The 17,113-nt window shown below is 73.2% G+C and carries 15 protein-coding genes; 2 read left to right on the top strand and 13 right to left on the bottom strand.

All coding sequences use genetic code 11. From position 1 onward, the window contains the following. Together C5N14_RS29805 and C5N14_RS29800 are read left to right on the top strand one after the other, a co-directional pair. Positions 1 to 462, top strand: a 462-nt coding sequence (locus C5N14_RS29805; RefSeq protein WP_207892938.1) for a hypothetical protein, incomplete at its 5' end; no start/stop codon positions are given. A 50-nt stretch (positions 463 to 512) separates the two neighbouring features. Further along, positions 513 to 854: a hypothetical protein gene (locus tag C5N14_RS29800; protein WP_128763698.1), complete on the top strand. Its 342-nt coding sequence runs from the start codon at positions 513 to 515 to the stop codon at positions 852 to 854. A 511-nt stretch (positions 855 to 1,365) separates the two neighbouring features. Here the strand turns inward: C5N14_RS29800 and C5N14_RS29795 are convergent. The 13 genes from C5N14_RS29795 to C5N14_RS29735 all read right to left on the bottom strand — a co-directional run bounded on the left by C5N14_RS29795 (position 1,366) and on the right by C5N14_RS29735 (position 17,053). Beyond that, positions 1,366 to 2,220 (bottom strand): SMP-30/gluconolactonase/LRE family protein, encoded by an 855-nt coding sequence (locus C5N14_RS29795; protein WP_117672972.1) that lies wholly within the window; start codon positions 2,218 to 2,220, stop codon positions 1,366 to 1,368. Continuing rightward, positions 2,217 to 3,278: a GNAT family N-acetyltransferase gene (locus tag C5N14_RS29790; RefSeq protein WP_117672971.1), complete on the bottom strand. Its 1,062-nt coding sequence runs from the start codon at positions 3,276 to 3,278 to the stop codon at positions 2,217 to 2,219. Before C5N14_RS29790 ends, C5N14_RS29795 begins: the two co-directional genes overlap by 4 nt. Continuing rightward, positions 3,275 to 4,114 carry a fumarylacetoacetate hydrolase family protein gene (locus C5N14_RS29785; protein ID WP_117672970.1) on the bottom strand — a complete coding sequence of 280 codons (840 nt, stop codon included), beginning with the start codon at positions 4,112 to 4,114 and terminating at the stop codon, positions 3,275 to 3,277. The genes C5N14_RS29790 and C5N14_RS29785 overlap by 4 nt, the downstream gene beginning before the upstream one ends. A 38-nt stretch (positions 4,115 to 4,152) precedes the next feature. Continuing rightward, positions 4,153 to 5,181: a hydroxyacid dehydrogenase gene (locus C5N14_RS29780; RefSeq protein WP_117672969.1), complete on the bottom strand. Its 1,029-nt coding sequence runs from the start codon at positions 5,179 to 5,181 to the stop codon at positions 4,153 to 4,155. After that, entirely contained in the window at positions 5,165 to 6,172 is a 1,008-nt protein-coding gene (locus C5N14_RS29775) for a dihydrodipicolinate synthase family protein (protein WP_207892937.1), read from the bottom strand. Before C5N14_RS29775 ends, C5N14_RS29780 begins: the two co-directional genes overlap by 17 nt. A 2-nt stretch (positions 6,173 to 6,174) precedes the next feature. Then, positions 6,175 to 7,197 (bottom strand): NAD(P)-dependent oxidoreductase, encoded by a 1,023-nt coding sequence (locus C5N14_RS29770; RefSeq protein WP_207892936.1) that lies wholly within the window; start codon positions 7,195 to 7,197, stop codon positions 6,175 to 6,177. Positions 7,198 to 7,202: 5 nt separating this feature from the next. After that, on the bottom strand, positions 7,203 to 8,102 hold the full coding sequence (locus tag C5N14_RS29765) for a carbohydrate ABC transporter permease (RefSeq protein ID WP_117672967.1): 900 nt from the start codon (positions 8,100 to 8,102) through the stop codon (positions 7,203 to 7,205). Beyond that, positions 8,099 to 9,001 (bottom strand): carbohydrate ABC transporter permease, encoded by a 903-nt coding sequence (locus C5N14_RS29760; protein WP_117672966.1) that lies wholly within the window; start codon positions 8,999 to 9,001, stop codon positions 8,099 to 8,101. Before C5N14_RS29760 ends, C5N14_RS29765 begins: the two co-directional genes overlap by 4 nt. 93 nt (positions 9,002 to 9,094) lie before the next feature. Continuing rightward, complete coding sequence (locus C5N14_RS29755; protein WP_117672965.1) at positions 9,095 to 10,330, bottom strand: ABC transporter substrate-binding protein; 1,236 nt, start codon at positions 10,328 to 10,330, stop codon at positions 9,095 to 9,097. A 23-nt stretch (positions 10,331 to 10,353) separates the two neighbouring features. Continuing rightward, positions 10,354 to 11,616, bottom strand: coding sequence for a Gfo/Idh/MocA family protein (locus C5N14_RS29750; RefSeq protein ID WP_243640219.1), 1,263 nt, complete (start codon positions 11,614 to 11,616; stop codon positions 10,354 to 10,356). 31 nt (positions 11,617 to 11,647) lie between these two features. Then, entirely contained in the window at positions 11,648 to 13,825 is a 2,178-nt protein-coding gene (locus tag C5N14_RS29745) for a hypothetical protein (protein WP_207892935.1), read from the bottom strand. Between the two features lie 31 nt (positions 13,826 to 13,856). Next, complete coding sequence (locus C5N14_RS29740) at positions 13,857 to 15,959, bottom strand: hypothetical protein (RefSeq protein WP_207892934.1); 2,103 nt, start codon at positions 15,957 to 15,959, stop codon at positions 13,857 to 13,859. A gap of 278 nt (positions 15,960 to 16,237) precedes the next feature. Beyond that, positions 16,238 to 17,053: an IclR family transcriptional regulator gene (locus tag C5N14_RS29735; protein ID WP_117672964.1), complete on the bottom strand. Its 816-nt coding sequence runs from the start codon at positions 17,051 to 17,053 to the stop codon at positions 16,238 to 16,240. Positions 17,054 to 17,113: the final 60 nt, after the last annotated feature.

The raw sequence follows: 17,113 nt of genomic DNA, 5'->3' as shown, positions 1-17,113 counted from the left end.
ATCGTCGCCACCCTCTTGGCCAAGGCAGCCTCACCAGCCGCAGCTCGGCCCAGCGAAGTGTCGGCAGCTTCCTCGCTGTCGCCCGATCTCTTCCGGACGGACGAGCGCGGAGCCCTTGCGAGACTCGCCATGGCCAAGGCAAGCCAGCCACAGGCACTCGCCCCCATCGTCTACGCCGACATCGCCTGCCACATCCTTCCGACGAGGTACGTTCAGGACAAGGGGTGGGGCGTGGACGCCCAACCCAACAGGCAGTTGCACATCTACCGCGACCTGTTCATCAACGGCCAGTGGTGGAAGACCACCGAGAACTGGCCCTACGCGTCGTCGAGCGGATCATGGAGCACTCCGACCGGTGACCATGCAAGTCTGCTCAGCGGTACCTTCATGTTGTGGGTGACCGCCTACTACAACTCGGATGATGCCTACATCGGTCGCGCGACCGACACCTGCGCCGCCTGACCGCCGGCAGCGGCCACCGCCGTGGAGGCATGGGTAGCCCTGGAGTGGTGATGATCGACGAGAACCCCGCCAACGACCCGACCCGTGAGTGGATCACGGGCAGGCCCGACGTCGCGTTCGACGCTCGCGCCTTGCTCCGCAAGATCGACAGCAACGGCCAGGGCCTCGTGCGCTATCTCGCCGAGCGGGCTGGCCAGCCGGTTGCCACCCACACGATCGCCACTGATCTAGGCGTCTCGACGCAATCGATCGAGGATTGCCTCGCCTGGATCAACAAGCTCGCCGAAGCCTTGGGCTACGTACCGCTCGTAATCTGGTCGGATGTCGGGCTACTCATCACCACTGACGCAGCTGTTGTCACACGTCAGGGGCTGATCGACGCCCAGCGTTGACGGATCCAGGGGCGGTGGGCTCAGTCGAGTCCACCGCCCCTGGTCTGTCGGTTCCGCCTCGCGGTAAGCCTGCGCCGGATCGCACCAAACGCCCATAACGCCGCCAGTAGCAGTGCAGCGGGTATCAACAGGCCAAAGGCGGATCTCAGCAGCGTGGGGAAGTCCATCGTCACCCCCGCTCTCGAAGCCCTCGTGGACGCTACGTTTCAGGCTACCCGTCGATGCGGTTATGGCGTCATACCTCGCAGCACTGACAGGCGTTGTCGACCGCCTGTCCGCCCACAGACCAACCGGCGCCAGCAAAAGAGATCAGTTTCGGTGAGAAGAAGACACCGTAGCGCTTTTCACCGAATCTGATCCGCTGCTGGTCAGCGCACTGCCCCGGATCACCTTGGCTGAGAACCCACAGCCGGCCAGGACGACGGCGGTGACCGCCTCCCCGGCGGGAGCGGTCGGCTGCGCGCGCATCGCGCCGCTGGCACCGGCCGGGTTCGCCGTACACCGTCACCCGTCAGCCGGCGAACTCGTACCCGGGGAACCCGGCGACCCCGGGCCGGACGCGGAACAGCGCCCCGGCCGGGGCGCGGTCACCCGGCGGCAGGCCCTCCCGGGAGGTGGTGACGTACAGGTCGGCGTACCCGGGGCCGCCGAAGGTGCACGCCGTCGGGCGGGCCACGGGCAGTTCCACCACGGCGGTGAGCGCACCGTCGGGGGCGTACCGGTGCACCGCGCCGCCGTCCCACAGCGCCACCCAGATCCCGCCCTCGGTGTCGACGCAGAGCCCGTCGGGGACGCCGCGCCGCGCCGGCACGCTCACCACCGGCCGCCGGTCCCCCAGCTCACCGGTGGCCGGGTCGTACGCGAACGCGTCGATCCGGCCGGTGGCCGAGTCGACGTAGTAGGCGGTGTCGCCCGCCCGGTTCCAGGCCAGCCCGTTGGAGACCGTCACGCCGGTGAGGACGGTGTGAACCGCGCCGTCCGGGTCCAGCCGGTAGACCGCCGCCCGTCCGGGAGCCGCGTCGTACGCCATCGAGCCGCACCAGAACCGGCCCAGCGGGTCGCAGCCGCCGTCGTTCATCCGTACCGTCGGGTCGGACCACAGCTCCGGCAGCGGCTGCACCGCGTCGTCGGTGAGCAGCGCGAAGCCCCTCTCGACGGCGGCCACGAGGCCGCCGCCCGCGCGGGGGCGCAGCGCGGCGAGCACCGGCGCGACGTGCCGGCGGGTGACCAACCCGGTCGCCGGGTCGTACGCGAGCAGGTCCCCGGCCAACATGTCGACCCAGCGCAGCCGGCCGTCGGCCGGGCACCACACGGGCCCTTCGCCGTGCCCCGCCACCGGCGGGGTGATCTGCTTGGCCCGGCTCACAGGTAGTCACCCGGCCAGTGGAACGCGCCGGGCGCGGCGGTGACCCGGGCCAGCCGCTGCGGGTCGGCGCGCACCGGGCGGACCATCCCGGTGTCGTCGGTGGCGAACTCCGGGTCGCGCAGCAGCCATGGCAGCGCCCGGGTGATCGCCGGGTCGGCGGGCAGCCGGGCCTCGCAGCGGGTGAGGCCCGCCGCGTCGGCGTCGCGGGCGACGGTGGCGAACAGGGCGGCCAGGGCGTCCTCGGCGCCGGGCCGGACGGCGACCTCCAGCACCCGGACCCGGTCGGCGTCGCGGCGCGTTACCAGGTACCCGTCGACCTCGCCGGCGCCGCGGTCCGCGCCGGCCGCCGCGCCGTCGAGGCGGGCGAGGTCCCGGTCCGCGCCGCCCGGCGGCGGGTCCGCGCGGCGGGCGAGCAGCAGCCGGGCGGGCGGGGCGTACCAGACCGGCACCCGGCGGGCCCAGTCGTCGGCGGCGCGGACGGTGCTCAACGGCCGGTCGGCGTCGAACGCGTCGTGGACGCCGGCCAGCGCTGGCCAGTCGGCCGGTGACCCCGGGGTCACCGCCCAGCCCGGGGGCGGCGCAGCCGGCCGGGCCGGGCGCCCGACCGGGTACCGCAGCGCGAAGGTGCGGAAGCCGCTGCCGGCGTACACGGCTGGGGTGCCGGTGAACAGCAGCGACCAGGCGCAGCCGTCGGCGTCCATCGCGGCGAGGGCCAGCTCCAGCAGCCGCCGCACGTGCCCCCGGCCCCGGGCCGCCGGCAGGGTGGCCACGTTGGCCAGCCCGCCGACCAGGTCGACGCCGCCGGCACCGTCGCGCACCCGCCGGGGCAGATAGTAGACGGAGGCGAGGACGGTGCCGGCCGCCACCGCGACGAACGTGCGCGCGAGGCGACCGGGGTCGCCGTCCCACAGCGCCGGGACGTGCGGCTCGCCGAACGCGGTGTCCCACAGGGCGTGCAGCGCCGGCCCGTCCGTCGGCCCGGCCGGCCGGTACGCGGCGTCGCCGCCCGGGCCGCCACCGCGTCCGGGACGGGCCCCGCCGCCGGCCTCGCCGGTCACGCCGGGGACAGCACAGTGCGCTGCCGGCCGAGCCCGCCGATCTCGACCTCGACGACATCCCCGGCGGACAGGTACGGGAACCGGCCGGACAGCGCCACCCCCTGCGGGGTGCCGGTGTTCAGCACGTCCCCGGGCTCCAGGACGGTGAACTGGGACAGGTGCCAGATCAGGTACGCCACCTCGAAGATCATGTCCGCGGTGCCGGAGTCCTGGCGCGGCTGGCCGTTGACCCGGGAGCGCAGCCGCAGCGCCTGCGGGTCGGCCACCTCGTCGGCGGTGACCAGGCACGGGCCGAGCGGGTTGAACGTCTCGCAGGACTTGCCCCTGGCCCACTGCCCGCCCGGGTCGGCGAACTGCCATTCCCGCTCGGTGACGTCGTTGCTGACCGCGTACCCGGCGACGTGGGCGAGCGCGTCGGCCGGGGAGTCGAGGTAGCGCACCCGCGCCCCGATCACCACGGCCAGCTCCACCTCCCAGTCCGTCTTCACCGACCCGCGCGGGATCAGCACGTCGTCGTACGGGCCGACGACCGTGTTCGGGGACTTGTGGAACAGGATCGGCTGGGCGGGCGGGGCGACGCCCGACTCCCGGGCGTGCGCGGCGTAGTTCTGCCCGATGCACAGCACCGCGCCGGGGCGGGCGATCGGGGCGCCGACCCGCTGGCCGGTAACGTCGACGCGGGGCAGCGCCCCGGCGGCCCGGACCCGACCGACCGGGTCGGCGGCGAGGAACGCCCCGTCGATGTCGGCGGTGACGCCGCTCAGGTCGTAGTGCGCGTCGCCGTCGACGAGCACCGGCCGCTCGGCACCGACCGGCCCGATCCGCATGAAACGCATGATGTTCCTTCCTCGTTCGCTACTCGTCCCGGCCCCGGTCAGCCCATCCGGGCGAGCAGGTCCGGGGTCACCGCGTGGGCGAGGGGCCGCCCTGCGGCGTACCGGGCGATCTCGTCGACGACGATCTCGCCCTGCCTGCGGCGACCCTGCACCGTCGCGGCGGCCTGGTGCGGGGTGAGCAGCGCGTTCGGCAGCCCACGCAGCGGGTGCCGCTCGGGCAGCGGCTCGTCGTCGAACACGTCCAGCGCCGCGTCGATGCGGCGGGTGGCCAGCTCGGCCACCAGCGCCGCCTCGTCCACCAGCCAGGACCGGGCGGTGTTCACCAGCCCCGCCCCGTCGGGTAGCAGGGCCAGCTCCCGGGCGCCGATCAGGTGCCGGGTCTCCGGCAGCGTCGGGGCGTGCAGCGCGACGATCCGGCTGCCGGCCAGCAGCTCGTCCAGGCTCACCAGGCGGGCGCCGAGGGCGGCGGCGTCCGCCGGGGTCAGCGTCGGGTCCGCCACCGCGACCTCCGCGCCCAGCGCGCGCACCAGTTCCAGGTACGCCCGTCCGGTGCGGGACGCCCCGACCACCCCGATCGGGCAACCGAGGATCTCGTGCCGGGGCGGGGCCTGCTCGGCGACGTACCAGTCCACTCCGAGGTGCAGGGCGTGGTCGAAGCGCGGCACCCGGTGCAGCAGGGCCAGGGTGAAGGCGAGGGCGACCTCGGCCACCGACCGGGCCATGCCCTGCCCGGCCTGGGTGACGGCGACGCCCCGGGCGAAGACCTCGTCGGTGACGAACGGCTTGACCGTCGCCCCGGTGTGCGCGACCAGCCGCAGCGCCGGGGCCCGGTCCAGCAGCGCGGCGTCGAGCCGGGGCACACCCCAGGAGGTGACCAGCACCTCGGCCCGGGCCAGCACCGGCGCGAGGGCGCCCCCGGTGAGCGCGTCGTGGGAGTCGACGAGGTGGCAGTCGACGGTCGCGGCCAGCCGCTCGCCGACCGGGCCGGGGAAGAACTGGGCGCGCAGCGCGGGCGGCACCGACACCACGGCGACCTGCCGCCGCGCCGGGTCAGCGGAGCCAGTCATCGCGGTGCTCGGCGACGAAGTCGTCGTCGGTCAGCCACGGGTACGCGGCGGCGACCCGGCTCAGCTCCGCGGCCTGCCCGGGGGAAAGCCCCTCGTTGGTGTCGAGGCACCACACGCCGTCGAGCAGCCCCTGCCGGCGCAGCACCTCGTGCACCCCGGCGATGCAGCCGTGGAAGTCGTGTGCGGCGTCGAAGACCGCCGCGTTGGCATCGGTGACGGCCGCCGCCCGGTCGGTCAGCTCGGCCAGCGCCGCCGCGTCGCCGCCCCGGGCCGCCCGGGCCCGCTCGAACAGCGCGACGGCCGCGCGGGTCCACACCGCCCACTGGCCGAGCAGGCCGCCGGCGAACCGCCGCCCAGCGAACTCGCCGAGCAGGTCGCCGACGATGTGGTCGTCGTTGCCGGTGTACAGAGCCACCTCGGAGCCCCGGTCGGCGGCGGCGATCCCGCGCACCGCCTCCAGGGTGCGGTACCGGTCGAACGGGGCGAGCTTCACCGCGACCACCGACGGCAGGTCGGCGAACGCCCGCCAGAACGCCGTCGACAGCCGGGGCCCGCCGATGGCCGGCTGCAGGTAGAAGCCGATCACCGGCAGCACCTCGCCGACGGCCCGGGCCCGGTCCAGCAGGTACGCCTCGTCGGTGCCGGGCACGACGGGGGACAGCAGCACCGCGTGGTAGCCCAGCCCGGCGGCGAGTTCGGCCTCGGCGACGGCCTGCGCGGTGTCACCGCACGCCCCGGCGACCTTCACCACCGGCCGGCCCGCCTCCGCGTCGACGGTCTCGGCGGCCAGGGCGAGCACCGGCCGCAGCAGCCCGGCCTCGCGGATGGCGAACTGGGTGGTGTGCACGCCGACGGCCAGCCCGCCGGCCCCGGCGGCCAGGTAGTAGCGGGTCAGCGCCCGCTGCCGGCGCTCGTCGAGGCGGCGCCCGGCGGTCAGCGCGAGCGGGTGCGCGGGGAGCACCGTCCCGGCGCGCAGCAGATCCAGGGACACGGTCAGAACCTTCCGTCGCGGACGGCGAACTTCGTCGGTTTGCCGGAGGTGGGCAGGCCGGCGGCCAGCCAGTCGGCCTGCCAGTCGACCAGGGTGCCCAGCGGCACGTCCGGGTAGCCGAACAGCGCGTGGCAGCGGGTGGCGTCGTTGAGCAGCGCGGTCGGCGCCTCCGTGCCGGCGTACGTCACCGGCCTGCCCAGCCGTGCGCCGAACCGGGCGGCGATCCGGCGCACCGGGGCGGTCTCCGGGCCGGTCAGGTTCAGCGTGCACACGTCGGCGCAGGCGTGCCGCAGCGACCGTAGCGCGACCTCGTTGGCGTAGCCCTGCCACACCACGTTGACGTGGCCGGTGGTGACGTCGACCGGGTCGCCGGCCAGCACCGCCTGCCCGATGTCGGCGAGCACCCCGTAGCGCAGGTCGACGGCGTAGTTGAGCCGCAGCACCGCGACCGGGGTGCCCCGGGTGGCGGCGGCGTGCGCGAAGACCTGCTCGCGGCCGAGGCAGCTCATCGCGTAGTCGCCGACCGGGCCGGTCGGGTCGGTCTCCGCGCAGCCGCCGGAGGTCACCGGCACCATCGGGTAGACGTTGCCGGTGGAGAACGCGGCGATCCGGGCGGCCGGGTACCGGCGGGCCACCGCGGCGGGCAGCACCGCGTTGACCACCCACGCCAGGTACGGGGCGGTGGCGGTGCCGAACTTCGCGCCCACCATGAAGATCACGTCGCTGGCGTCGGGCAGCCCGCCCAGGTCGGCGTCGCCGAGCAGGTCGAACGTGACCGGCTGCACCCCGTCGGCGGCCAGCGCGTCGGCCGCCGCCCGGTCCGACCAGCGCGACACGGCGTACACCCGGTCGCCGGTGCGGCCGGCGGCGTCGAGCCCCCGGCGGGCCAGCCGGCACAGCGACGGGCCCATCTTGCCCCCGGCGCCGAGCACCACCAGGTCGCCGGAGCCGCCGGCCAGGTCGGCGACGAGCGCCGCCGACGGCCGGGCGAGCCGCTCCTCCAACTCGGACTCACTGTTGAACACTGAACTCATCCCTTGATTCCGGACATCGTGACGCCCTCGGTGAAGTACCGCTGGCCGACGAGGTACGCGGCGAAGATCGGCACGAACGCGACGACCGAGCCGGCGAGCATGACATTGAGCGGCACCTGCTCCTGCTGGAGGGAGGCGATGCCGACGGTGAGCGTGCGCATGTCCCCGCTCTGCCCGATGATCAGCGGCCAGAGCAGGTCGTTCCAGTGCCACAGGAAGACGAACACGCCGAGGGTGGCCAGGATCGGCTTGCACAGCGGCAGCACGATCCGCACGAACATCCGCCACTCCGACGCGCCGTCGATCTTCGCCGCCTCGAACAACTCGTCGGGCAGGCCCTGGATGAACTGCCGCATCAGGAACACCGCCTGCGCGTTGGCCAGGGTCGGCAGGATCAACCCCCAGTAGGTGTCCACCCCGCCGACCTTCGCAATCAGGATGAAGGTGGGGATGAGGGTGACGTGGTACGGCACCATCACCATCGCCAGGAACGACCAGAACATCGTCTCCCGGCCGGGGAAGCGCTTCTTCGCGAACGCGTACCCGGCCATCGCGGCGAGCGCCAGCACCGCCACGACGCTGACCACCGAGTAGATGGTGGTGTTCAGCAGCCAGCGCAGGATGCTCCGCGAGTCGAGCACCGTCGCGTACGCGTCGAGGTTCACCGGCCAGGGCAGCAGGCTGCCGGGGAACTCGACGGCGGCGGCGGGCTTGAGGCTCAGCACCACCATCGCGTAGAACGGGAACAGCGTGACCACGCTGGCCACGGTGAGTAGCACGTAGCGCAGCACGGTGCCGCCCGGTCCCGGCTGCAACGCCCGGTACGACCGCCGCCGCCTCGTCGGCGGGGGTGGCGTGCTGGGCGCGGACGTGGGGGCGGTGGTCGTGGTGGTCACTTGTCTCTCCCGAGGGCCAGCCGCTGGATCAGGGCGACGACCAGCGTCATCGCGAACAGGGCCGCCCCGATCGCGCTGGCGTAGCCGAGGTCGAAGTACTTGAATCCCTGGTCGTACAGGGCCATGACGAGGGTGTAGCTGGCCCGGGCCGGGCCGCCGCCGGTCATCGCGTACACCAGATCGAAGACCTGGAACGAGGCGGTGGTCTCGATCACCAGCAGGAAGAACAGCACCGGCTTGAGCTGCGGCAGCACGATCCACCGGAACCGCTGCCAGGGGCCGGCGCCGTCGGTGAGGGCCGCCTCCTCCTGCTCGCGGGGCAGGTCCTGGAGCCGGGCCAGCACGATCAGCATGCCGTACCCGAAGTGCGACCAGACCCCGACCAGCGCGAGCGCCGGCAGCACCAGCGTGCTGGAGGCGAGCCACGAGTCGTCGGGCAGGCCGAGCCAGCCGAGGATCCGCGACCAGGGGCCGGCGGAGGAGAACACCCAGGAGAAGATCGTGGCGACCAGCACCAGGCTGGTGACCACCGGCAGGAAGAACACCGACCGGAAGAAGCCCACCCCGCGGAAGCCGCGCCGCACCAGCAGCGCCAGCCCGACCGACGCGGCCACGGTCAGCGGCACGTACAGCACGGTGTAGACGACGGTGACCCGCAGCGACTGCCAGAACACCGGGTCGTCGGCCAGCCGGCGGGCGTTGTCCAGGCCGGTCCACTCGGCGTCGCCGCCGATCGTGTACTCCATGAACCCGAGCACCAGCCCGGCGATCGCCGGGCCGAAACGGAACGCCAGGAACAGCAGGAACGCGGGGAGGACGAAGAGCAGACCCCATCGCGCCTCGCGCCGGGCGATCACCCGCCGGGCCCGCCGGGCCGGCAACTGAGCTGATACGGCCATCTCGCCATCCTCTTCGCAGGTTCGGCACCGGCCCTGGGCCGGCGCTGGGGGTGCCTGGCCCGCCGCCGGGTCGCGACGGCAGGCCGGCGTGCGTCAGAGCAGCGCGTCGGCGGCCTTGGCCGCGTCGGCGAGAGCCTGCTCAGGGGTCTTCTTGCCGATCAGCGCGGCCTGGATCTCGGGGGCCAGGACCCCCATCACCTCGCGGCTGGATTCGTTCAGCGACCCGACCGTCATGCTCGGCAGGGTCTTCTCCATCTCGCTGTTGACCGGGTCCTGGGCGTAGAGCGAGCCGGCGGACTTCTTGGTGGAGAAGTAGCCGCCCGCCGTGTCGTACGCGGTGGCCACCGACGGCTGGGTGGCGAAGCTGATCCACTCACCGGCGGCCTTCTTGGCCTTGCTGCCCTTGAGCATCGCCAGGCTGCCCACCGCGCCGTAGCCGACGCTCTTGACGTCGGACAGCGGCGGGAAGATCTTGATGTTCTCCTTGCCCCAGAACGTCTCCACGTCGGCCGGGACGTGCTGCCAGGTGCAGGCGACCTTGTTCTTGGCGACGTTGGTCTGCTCGAACGCGGGGATGCTGGTGAGCAGGTCCTTCTCCACGAAACCGCCGTCGGCGAGCTGCTTGAGGAAGGTCAGCGCCCGGACGCCTTCGGGGCCGTCGAACGCCACCGACTTGCCGTCGGTGCCGAACACGTCCCCGCCGGCCTGCCACAGCAGCGGGTAGAAGGACTGGTTCAGGGTGGCGGTCGGGTCGGCGTAGTAGTTGGTCACGTCGAAGCCCTTGGCCTTGAACGTCGGTGCGAGGGCGAGCAGGTCCGCCCAGGTCTTCGGGTACTCGCTCACCCCGGCGGCGGCGAACACCTTGGCGTTGCACATCAGCGGGTTGGTGCTGGTCAGGATCGGCGCGCCGAGCATCTTGCCGTCCTGGGTGACGGCCTCGCGGAGGTTGTCCAGGTAGTCGGCCTTCGCGTCGGCCGGCAGGTACTCGTCCACGGGCTCGATCATCTTGCCGAACTTGCCGAGCTGGTCGGGGATCAGGTAGACCACGTCCGGGCCCTTGCCGCCGGCGATCGCCGTGGTCAGCGACTCCTCCCGCTTGGCCCACGGGAAGATCTCGACCTTGACGTCGGTGTTCGGGTGGTCCGCCTTGAAGGCGGTGACCTGCTTGTCCCAGAAGCCCCGGTGGGTGGCCTCGTCGGGGATCACCGGGTAGATCCACATCGTGACGGTCTGCTTGTCGTCGCCGGCGTCGGACCCGCCGCCGCACGCGGTGAGCAGCCCGGCCGCCAGCGCGGCGACCGCGACCGGCGCGAACCTGCGAACTCGCATGTATCCGTTCCTCTCTGAGTGGTTCACTGCGCGGGCACGGTGACGACCGTGCCGGTGTGCCGGGCCGCCTCGGCGGCGAAGACCGCGAGGTGGCTGGCGAGGGTCTCGTCCAGTCCGGACCGGATGTGCCGGCCGTCACCGGTGGCGACGGCCCGGACGAAGGCGTCCATCAGCCCGGTGTCGCCGCCGCCGTGGTCGTCGGCGGCGGTGGATCCGCCGACCGTGCCGGCGTCGAGGGTCTCGATCCGGTCGGTGCGGAAGTCGTGCACCCGGACCCGCTCGCCGTCGCCGGACAGCGAGCCGTGGGTGCCGAACAGTTGGGTCTGGCGGTGGGTCTGTTCGGTGAAGGCGGCCATGGTGAAGGTGGCGGTGACGCCGCCGGTCAGTTCCATCGCCACCACCTGGTGGTCGACGACGTCGTTGTCGCCGGCGTAGACGCAGCGCCCGTACGGGCCGGTGCGCAGCGCCTCGACCAGCGCGGCCTCGTCGGTGCCGTCGGTGACCACGCTGACCGGCCAGATCGGCCCGTGTTCGCGCAGCACCGGCAGGTACAGCTTCGGCGCCGAGTACGGGCAGCCCGGCTCGGCCGGGCAGTCCAGGCACCGCTGCGCGGCCCCGGCCGGGGCCTGGCCGGGCCGGAAGTGGCGCAGGCCGCCGAAGCTGGCCACCCGCTCGACGCGCCGGCCGGTGACGTAGCCGATCCAGTCCAGGTCGTGGCTGGACTTGGCCAGCAGCATCGGGGTGGCCAGGTCCTCCCGCCGCCACGGCCCCCGCACGTAGGAGTGGGCGTAGTGCCACCAGCCGACCGGTTCGAGGTGCTGGACGCTGACGATCTCGCCCAGCACCCCGCTGTCCACCACCCGCTTCACCAGGTCGGTGTAGGGGGTGTACCGCAGCACGTGGCAGACGGCGAACAGCACGCCGGTGGCGCGTACCGCGTCGACGATCTCGCGGCACTGCTCGGCGGTCGGGGCGAGCGGCTTCTCCACCAGCAGGTGCCGGCCGGCCTTGGCGAACTCCACGGCCGGCTGCACGTGCATCCGGTCCTGGGTGGCCACGACGACCGCGTCGGCCGGCACGTCCGCCGCGAGGAGGTCGCGCCAGTCGGCGTACGCCGCCGCGCCGGGGTGGGCGGCGGTGATCAGCCCGCGCTGGTGGGGGCGGGGGTCGGCAACCGCGACGAGGCGGGCACGACCGGGGTTGGCGGCCACCCACCGGGCGTACGTCTGGCCCCGGTTGCCGGCACCCACCAGCGCCACCGTCACCGGCCGGTCCTGCTGTTCCACCTGTTCCTCGCTTCCTCTCGCCGCTGCGTGGTCAGACCGTCAGGTTCCCGGCGTCGCGCACCCGGGGTGAGGCGGCGGGCAGTTCCCGGGCCACGCCCTCCTCGACGCACCCGGTGTGGTGCAGGTACGACCCCGCCCCGAAGCCCCCGTCGGCCAGCCGCAGCTTCCCGCCGGTGAACTGGGCGCCGACGGCCGAGTACCGGTTGGTGCCGGCGTCGACGCTGACGTGGGCGGTGCCGGCGTCGGCGGTGGAGCTGAGGTAGCCGCCCAGCTCCCACCGCACGACACCGGCGGTCCCGGCGCGCGACAGCAGCGCCCTCGCCGCGTTCGTCCCGCTGAGCACGGCCCCGCCGCCGATGCTGATCCGCTGGTCGGCGGCCCCGGCAAGGCGGATGCCGGTGTCGGTGAGGGTGCCGCCGTCGACGCGCACGTCGGCGGACTTCACGGTGACCGGGGCGGCGCCGGGGGCGCCGAGCAGCGTCACGTCGGTCAGGTGCAGCGGGCCGGTGCCGTTGAACGCGTGCCCGTTGACCCCGCGGACGGTGGTGCGGACCAGGTGCACCGGCGTGGTGACGCTGGCCTGCACCACCTCCGTGCCGGCGGTGGCGAGGGTGAAGGAGCAGCCCTCGATGACGTTCGGCCGCCCGGAGCGGGTGGACTGCTGGGAAATGATCAATGTGTCGTCGGCCGAGCAGCCGCGGAGCTGCACGCCGTCGGCGTTGACCCAGATCATCCCGGAGCCGGCCAGGCCGGCCTTGCGGATCACCTGGACGTCCTCCAGGGTCAGGTCGGTGACCTTCACCCGGGCCACGAACCAGGAGCAGACGTGCTTGCGTACGGTGATCCGCTTGGCCGCGGAGCCCCACGCCGCGCCGGAGTTGGCGAAGGTCATCAGCCCGGAGTTGCCGGTGTAGACGAGGTCGTGTTCGTACTGCCCGTGGGTGACGAACGGGCCCTGGTCGTCGCCGTCGCCGTGGCAGTTGGTGACGTAACCGTACGCCGAGGCGGTCCAGTCGTTGAGGTGCCGGGCATTGGAGGTCCGGCAGTCCTCGACGTGCCCGTACAGGCAGTAGATCTGCTGGGTGAGGTAGCCCGCGCCGCCCCAGGTCACCGAGGTCGGGTTCGTCAGGGTGCACCGGGCGGTGTGGAAGTACGTGCACCAGCGCCGCATGATCACCGGCCAGAAGGTGCCGGTGGCGTCGACGTCGGCGACGTCGCAGTGCACCGCGTACTCGTAGGCGATCGGGTGGGAGCCGGTGTACTGGTCGGCGCCGTTGCCGGTGAAGACCAGGTTGCGCACGTGCACCCGACTGACCGGCTCGACCCGGGTCCAGGTGAGGACGCGTCCGGCGGCCAGCTCCCAGCCGTTCTTGTAGTTGACCCGGATGTGCGTGCCGTCGACGATCTGGGTGACCTGGACGAGCTTCTGCAGCTCCCGCTCCCAGCCGCCGGCGAGCCGGTTGACCTCCACGGCGTACCACTGGCCGACGGTGAACGCGCCGGAGTCGGCGACCTGGAACGAGTCCCAGCCCTCCTGCACCACCTCGGTCAGGGTGTGGGTACGCACGTCGTCGGTGACCTTGCCGCGGAAGAACAGCACGGCGGCGAACGGGTCGTCGCGGCCGGCGTCGGCGATGCCGTCGGTGGACATGGTGTGCCCGCCGAAGTCCAGCACCAGGTCGCTGCGGGTGAACGTGTGCCGCTTGACGAAGTGCAGGTCGGAGTGGGCCTCGATGCGGTGGATCGCCGGGTCGGCGACCATCGCGTCGAGTGCGGCGTCGGCGGGGGTCCTCGCGTCGAAGATGCCGAAGTGCCGGAACTCCACCACGCCGTCGTGCAGGTGCAGCCAGCGGCCGGGCCGGTCGCCGTCGGGGGCGAGCACGGTGCCGCCGTTGCCGGGAGCGGTGCTGGCCGGGTCCCAGCGGAGCATGCGGGCGGCGCCGTCGCCGGCGGCGTGGTAGCCGTCGACGTGCACGACCTGCCCGGCGCGCAGGGTGTTGGTCGGCACGCCGAGCAGGGCGGCGACGGTGCCGACGTGCAGCACCGCGTCCCGGCCGGGGGCGAGCGGCTGCGCCGCGGTGTCTGGCTCGGGGGCGGCGGACGCGGCGGTGCCGGGGGCCAGGGCGAGAGCGGTGCCGGCCAGCGCGAGCCCGCCGAGCCCGGAGGCGCGCAGCAGCGTGCGGCGGGAGGTCGGTTCGGAGCGGTCCATGGGGGGTGTCTCCTCTTCCAGGGCCGGGCGGTCAGAGAACGAGGTTGTCGGTGGTGCTGACCCGGGCGGAGTCGACGGGCAACTCGCGGGCGACCCCCTCCTCGACGCACCCGGTGTGCAGCAGGGTGGACGCGGCGCCGAAGGCCGCGTCGGCGAGCGTCAGCCGGCCCCCGGAGAACCGGGCGCCGGCGGCGCGGTACCGGTTGACCCCGGTGTCGAGCCGCACGTGCGCGGTCTGCGCGTCGGCCGCCGTGCTGCGGTAGTCGCCCAGCTCGACGCGGACCGCGCCGGTGCCGGCGGCCCGGGTCAGCAGCGCCCGGCGGGCGTTGGTGCCGGTGACCACCGCGCCGCCGTCGACGACGAGGCGCTGGTCGCGCACGGCCGACAGTTCGATGCCGGTGTCGGTCAGCGTGCCGCCGCGCACCACCACCTCGGCCGCCCCGACCAGCAGGGGTGCCGCCCCGGGGGTGCCGGTCAGCGTGCAGTCGGTGAAGTGCACCGGCCCGGCGCCGCGCAGGATCGCGCCGTCCAGGCCGCGGAAGGTGGTCCGGACGAAGTGCACCGGGTTGCTGACCGGGGTCTGCACGACCACCGTGCCGGCGGGCTGGTCGAAGTCGCAGTCGGTGATGGTCGTGGGCCGGCCCGAGCGGGCCGAGCGCTGGGCGATGCTCAGCGTCCGCGCCGAGCATCCGCGAAGCTGCGCCCCGTCGGCGTTGACCTGGAGCGTGCCGGCCGGGTCGAAGGTCGAGCGGGCGATGACCCGCACGTCCTCCAGGGTCAGATCGGTGATCTTGGTGCCGGCGACGAACCAGGAGCAGACGTGCCGGCGGACGGTGATCCGCTTGGCGCTGATCCCCCACTGGCCACCGCTGTTGGCGATGTCCATCAGGCCGGAGTTGCCGGTGAAGACGAGGTCGTGCTCGTACTGCCCGTGGGTGGTGAACGGGTTGCCCCCGGCGTCGTCGCCGTCGCCGTGGCAGTTCTCCACGGTGCAGTACGCCGAGGCGGTGAGGTCGTTGAGGTGCCGGGCGTTGGAGCTGCGGCAGTCCACGACGTGCCCGTACAGGCAGTAGATCTGCTGGGTGAGGTAACCGGCGCCGCCGTACATGACGGTCGGCGGGTTCTTCAGGGTGCAGTTCGCGGTGGTGAAGTGGGTGCACCAGCGCCGCATGATCACCGGCCACCAGGTGCCGGTGGCGTCGATGCCGGAGACGTCGCAGCGCACCGCGTACTCGTAGGCGACCGGGTGGGAGCCGCTGTACTCGCGGTCGTCCGGCCCGGAGCCGGGGTACTCGCCGGTGAAGGCGACGTGGCCGAGGAAGACCATGTTGCGTACGTGGGCGCGGCGGACCGGTTCGACCCGCCGCCAGGTGATCGTGCGGCCGGGCTCCAGGGCCCAGCCGTTGAGGTAGCCGACCCGGATGTGCGTGCGGTCGACGATCTGGGTGACCTGGACCATCTTCTGCAGCTCGCGCTCGTCGGCGCCGGTCAGGGCGTTGCTGGTGGCGGTCCACCACTGGCCGACGGCGAACCTCCCCGAGTCCGGCACCTGGAACACGTCGGTCAGCTCGGGGACGGTCTCGGTGAGGGTGTGGGTGATCACCGTGTCGGTGGTGGCGCCCCGGAAGTAGAGCACCGCGCCGAACGGGTTGTCGTGGGTGTTGCGCTCGATGCCGTCGGTGTGCACGGTGTGCCCACCGAAGTCCAGCTCGACGTCGCTACGGCCGAAGGTGTGCCGCTTGACGAAGCGCAGGTCGGTGTGGGCCTCGACGCGGTGGATCGCCGGGTCGGTCACCATCGCGTCGAGCGCGGCGTCGGCGGGGGTGTCGCGGCCGAAGACGCCGAACATCCGGAAGTCGCCGATCCCGTCGTGCACGGCCAGCCACCGGCCGCGCCGGTTGCCGCGCCCGGCCGGGTACGGGTCGTGCACGGTGCCGCCGTTGCCGGCGGCGGTGCTGGTGGGGTCCCAGCGCAGCAGGCTGCCGCCGCCGTCGCCGGGGGTGCGGTAGCCGGCGACCCGCACGAGCGTGCGGGCCGTCAGCGCGGCGGGGGTGAGGGCGGCCAGGTCGGCGACCGTGTTGACGCGCAGTAACTGGTCGTGGGGGAGGTTCGCGGACGTGCCAAGTAGACCCATGGAGAGCCTCAACCTTCGCGGTCCAGCCGGACGGCGGGGCGCCGGACGGCGGTGCTGGGGGCCTGCCGGCGCCACGGGGCGTCGCAGGGCGGGGGGAAGGTCGGGCAAACGCGCGAGGCGCGCAGGCGGCGGAGCTGCTGACCGGAACGCCCGGCGCCGGGGCTGCGGCGCGACGGGAGTCAGCTGTTCGCCCGAGACGGCCGCGGCCGGGGGCCGCGACCCGCCACGGCCTGGGCTGTGACGTTGGCGGGAACGTTAAACAGCAGGTGAACCGGCTGTCAAGAGGTCACCTCCGGCGGGATGTGGCCGAGCCGCACGGAGATGCCCTCGGCGGCCTGCCGCACCTGACGGCCCAGTTCCTGGTACCGCCAGCTGGGCAGACCCAGTTTCAGCCCGGTCACGCTGATGGCGCCGCAACAACCGCCGGTGTGGTCGCGCAGGGCGCTGCCGATGCAGAAGACCCCGTCGGCGTCCTCCTCGTCGTCGAGGGCGTAGCCGGCCTTGCGGACGTCGTCCAGGTGGGCCAGCAGTGAGTCCAGGTCGCAGATGGTGTGGTCGGTGCGCCGGGGCAGCCCGACCCGCCCGATCAGCTCGGTGACCTGCAGCGGGGTCATCTCGGCCAGCAGGGCCTTGCCCAGCCCGGTGCAGTGCGGCAGCTCGCGGGTGCCCATCCGCAGCTCGATCTGGATCCGTTCACCGTTGCTGACCTGGTCGATGACGACCGCGTGGGACCCCTCGGGCACGGCCAGCCGGGAGCTGAGCCCGGTCTCGCGGGTCAGCTGGCCCAGCACGGGGCGGGCGATGTCGCGCAGCGAGAGTTGTTCCTGGGCCCGGACGCCGAGGCGGGCCAGCGCCATCCCGAGCCGGTAGCGCCGGTTCATCCCCTCGCCGTCGTCGGCGGCCAGCCCGTGGTGGCACAGGGTGTGCAGGGTGGCGAACGCGGCGCTCTTGGACAGGCCGCAGGCGCGGGCGACGTCGGTGACGCTCAGCCCCCCGCCGGGGTCGGCGGTGGAGAGCGTCTCCAGCACCTCGGCCGCGCGGCTGACGCTGCGCACCAGGTAGCGGGAGGTGTCCCCGTCTTCGGTGGTGGTCATGGTCCTTCTTTCGGTCGAGCCGGCAATCTGTTCGCCAAGACCGAACAGCCTAACAAATCT

This window comes from Micromonospora sp. MW-13 (assembly GCF_003434305.1).
Taxonomy (GTDB): domain Bacteria; phylum Actinomycetota; class Actinomycetes; order Mycobacteriales; family Micromonosporaceae; genus Micromonospora.
This window is presented reverse-complemented; position numbering and strand designations above follow the sequence as displayed.

Bases quoted from the DNA above. Each gene is read 5' to 3' on its own strand.
- C5N14_RS29800 (WP_128763698.1), top strand. From the start codon at position 513: ATGATCGACGAGAACCCCGCCAACGACCCGACCCGTGAGTGGATCACG.
- C5N14_RS29785 (WP_117672970.1), bottom strand. From the start codon at position 4,114: ATGCGTTTCATGCGGATCGGGCCGGTCGGTGCCGAGCGGCCGGTGCTC.
- C5N14_RS29780 (WP_117672969.1), bottom strand. From the start codon at position 5,181: ATGACTGGCTCCGCTGACCCGGCGCGGCGGCAGGTCGCCGTGGTGTCG.
- C5N14_RS29760 (WP_117672966.1), bottom strand. From the start codon at position 9,001: ATGGCCGTATCAGCTCAGTTGCCGGCCCGGCGGGCCCGGCGGGTGATC.
- C5N14_RS29755 (WP_117672965.1), bottom strand. From the start codon at position 10,330: ATGCGAGTTCGCAGGTTCGCGCCGGTCGCGGTCGCCGCGCTGGCGGCC.
- C5N14_RS29745 (WP_207892935.1), bottom strand. From the start codon at position 13,825: ATGGACCGCTCCGAACCGACCTCCCGCCGCACGCTGCTGCGCGCCTCC.
- C5N14_RS29740 (WP_207892934.1), bottom strand. From the start codon at position 15,959: ATGGGTCTACTTGGCACGTCCGCGAACCTCCCCCACGACCAGTTACTG.
- C5N14_RS29735 (WP_117672964.1), bottom strand. From the start codon at position 17,053: ATGACCACCACCGAAGACGGGGACACCTCCCGCTACCTGGTGCGCAGC.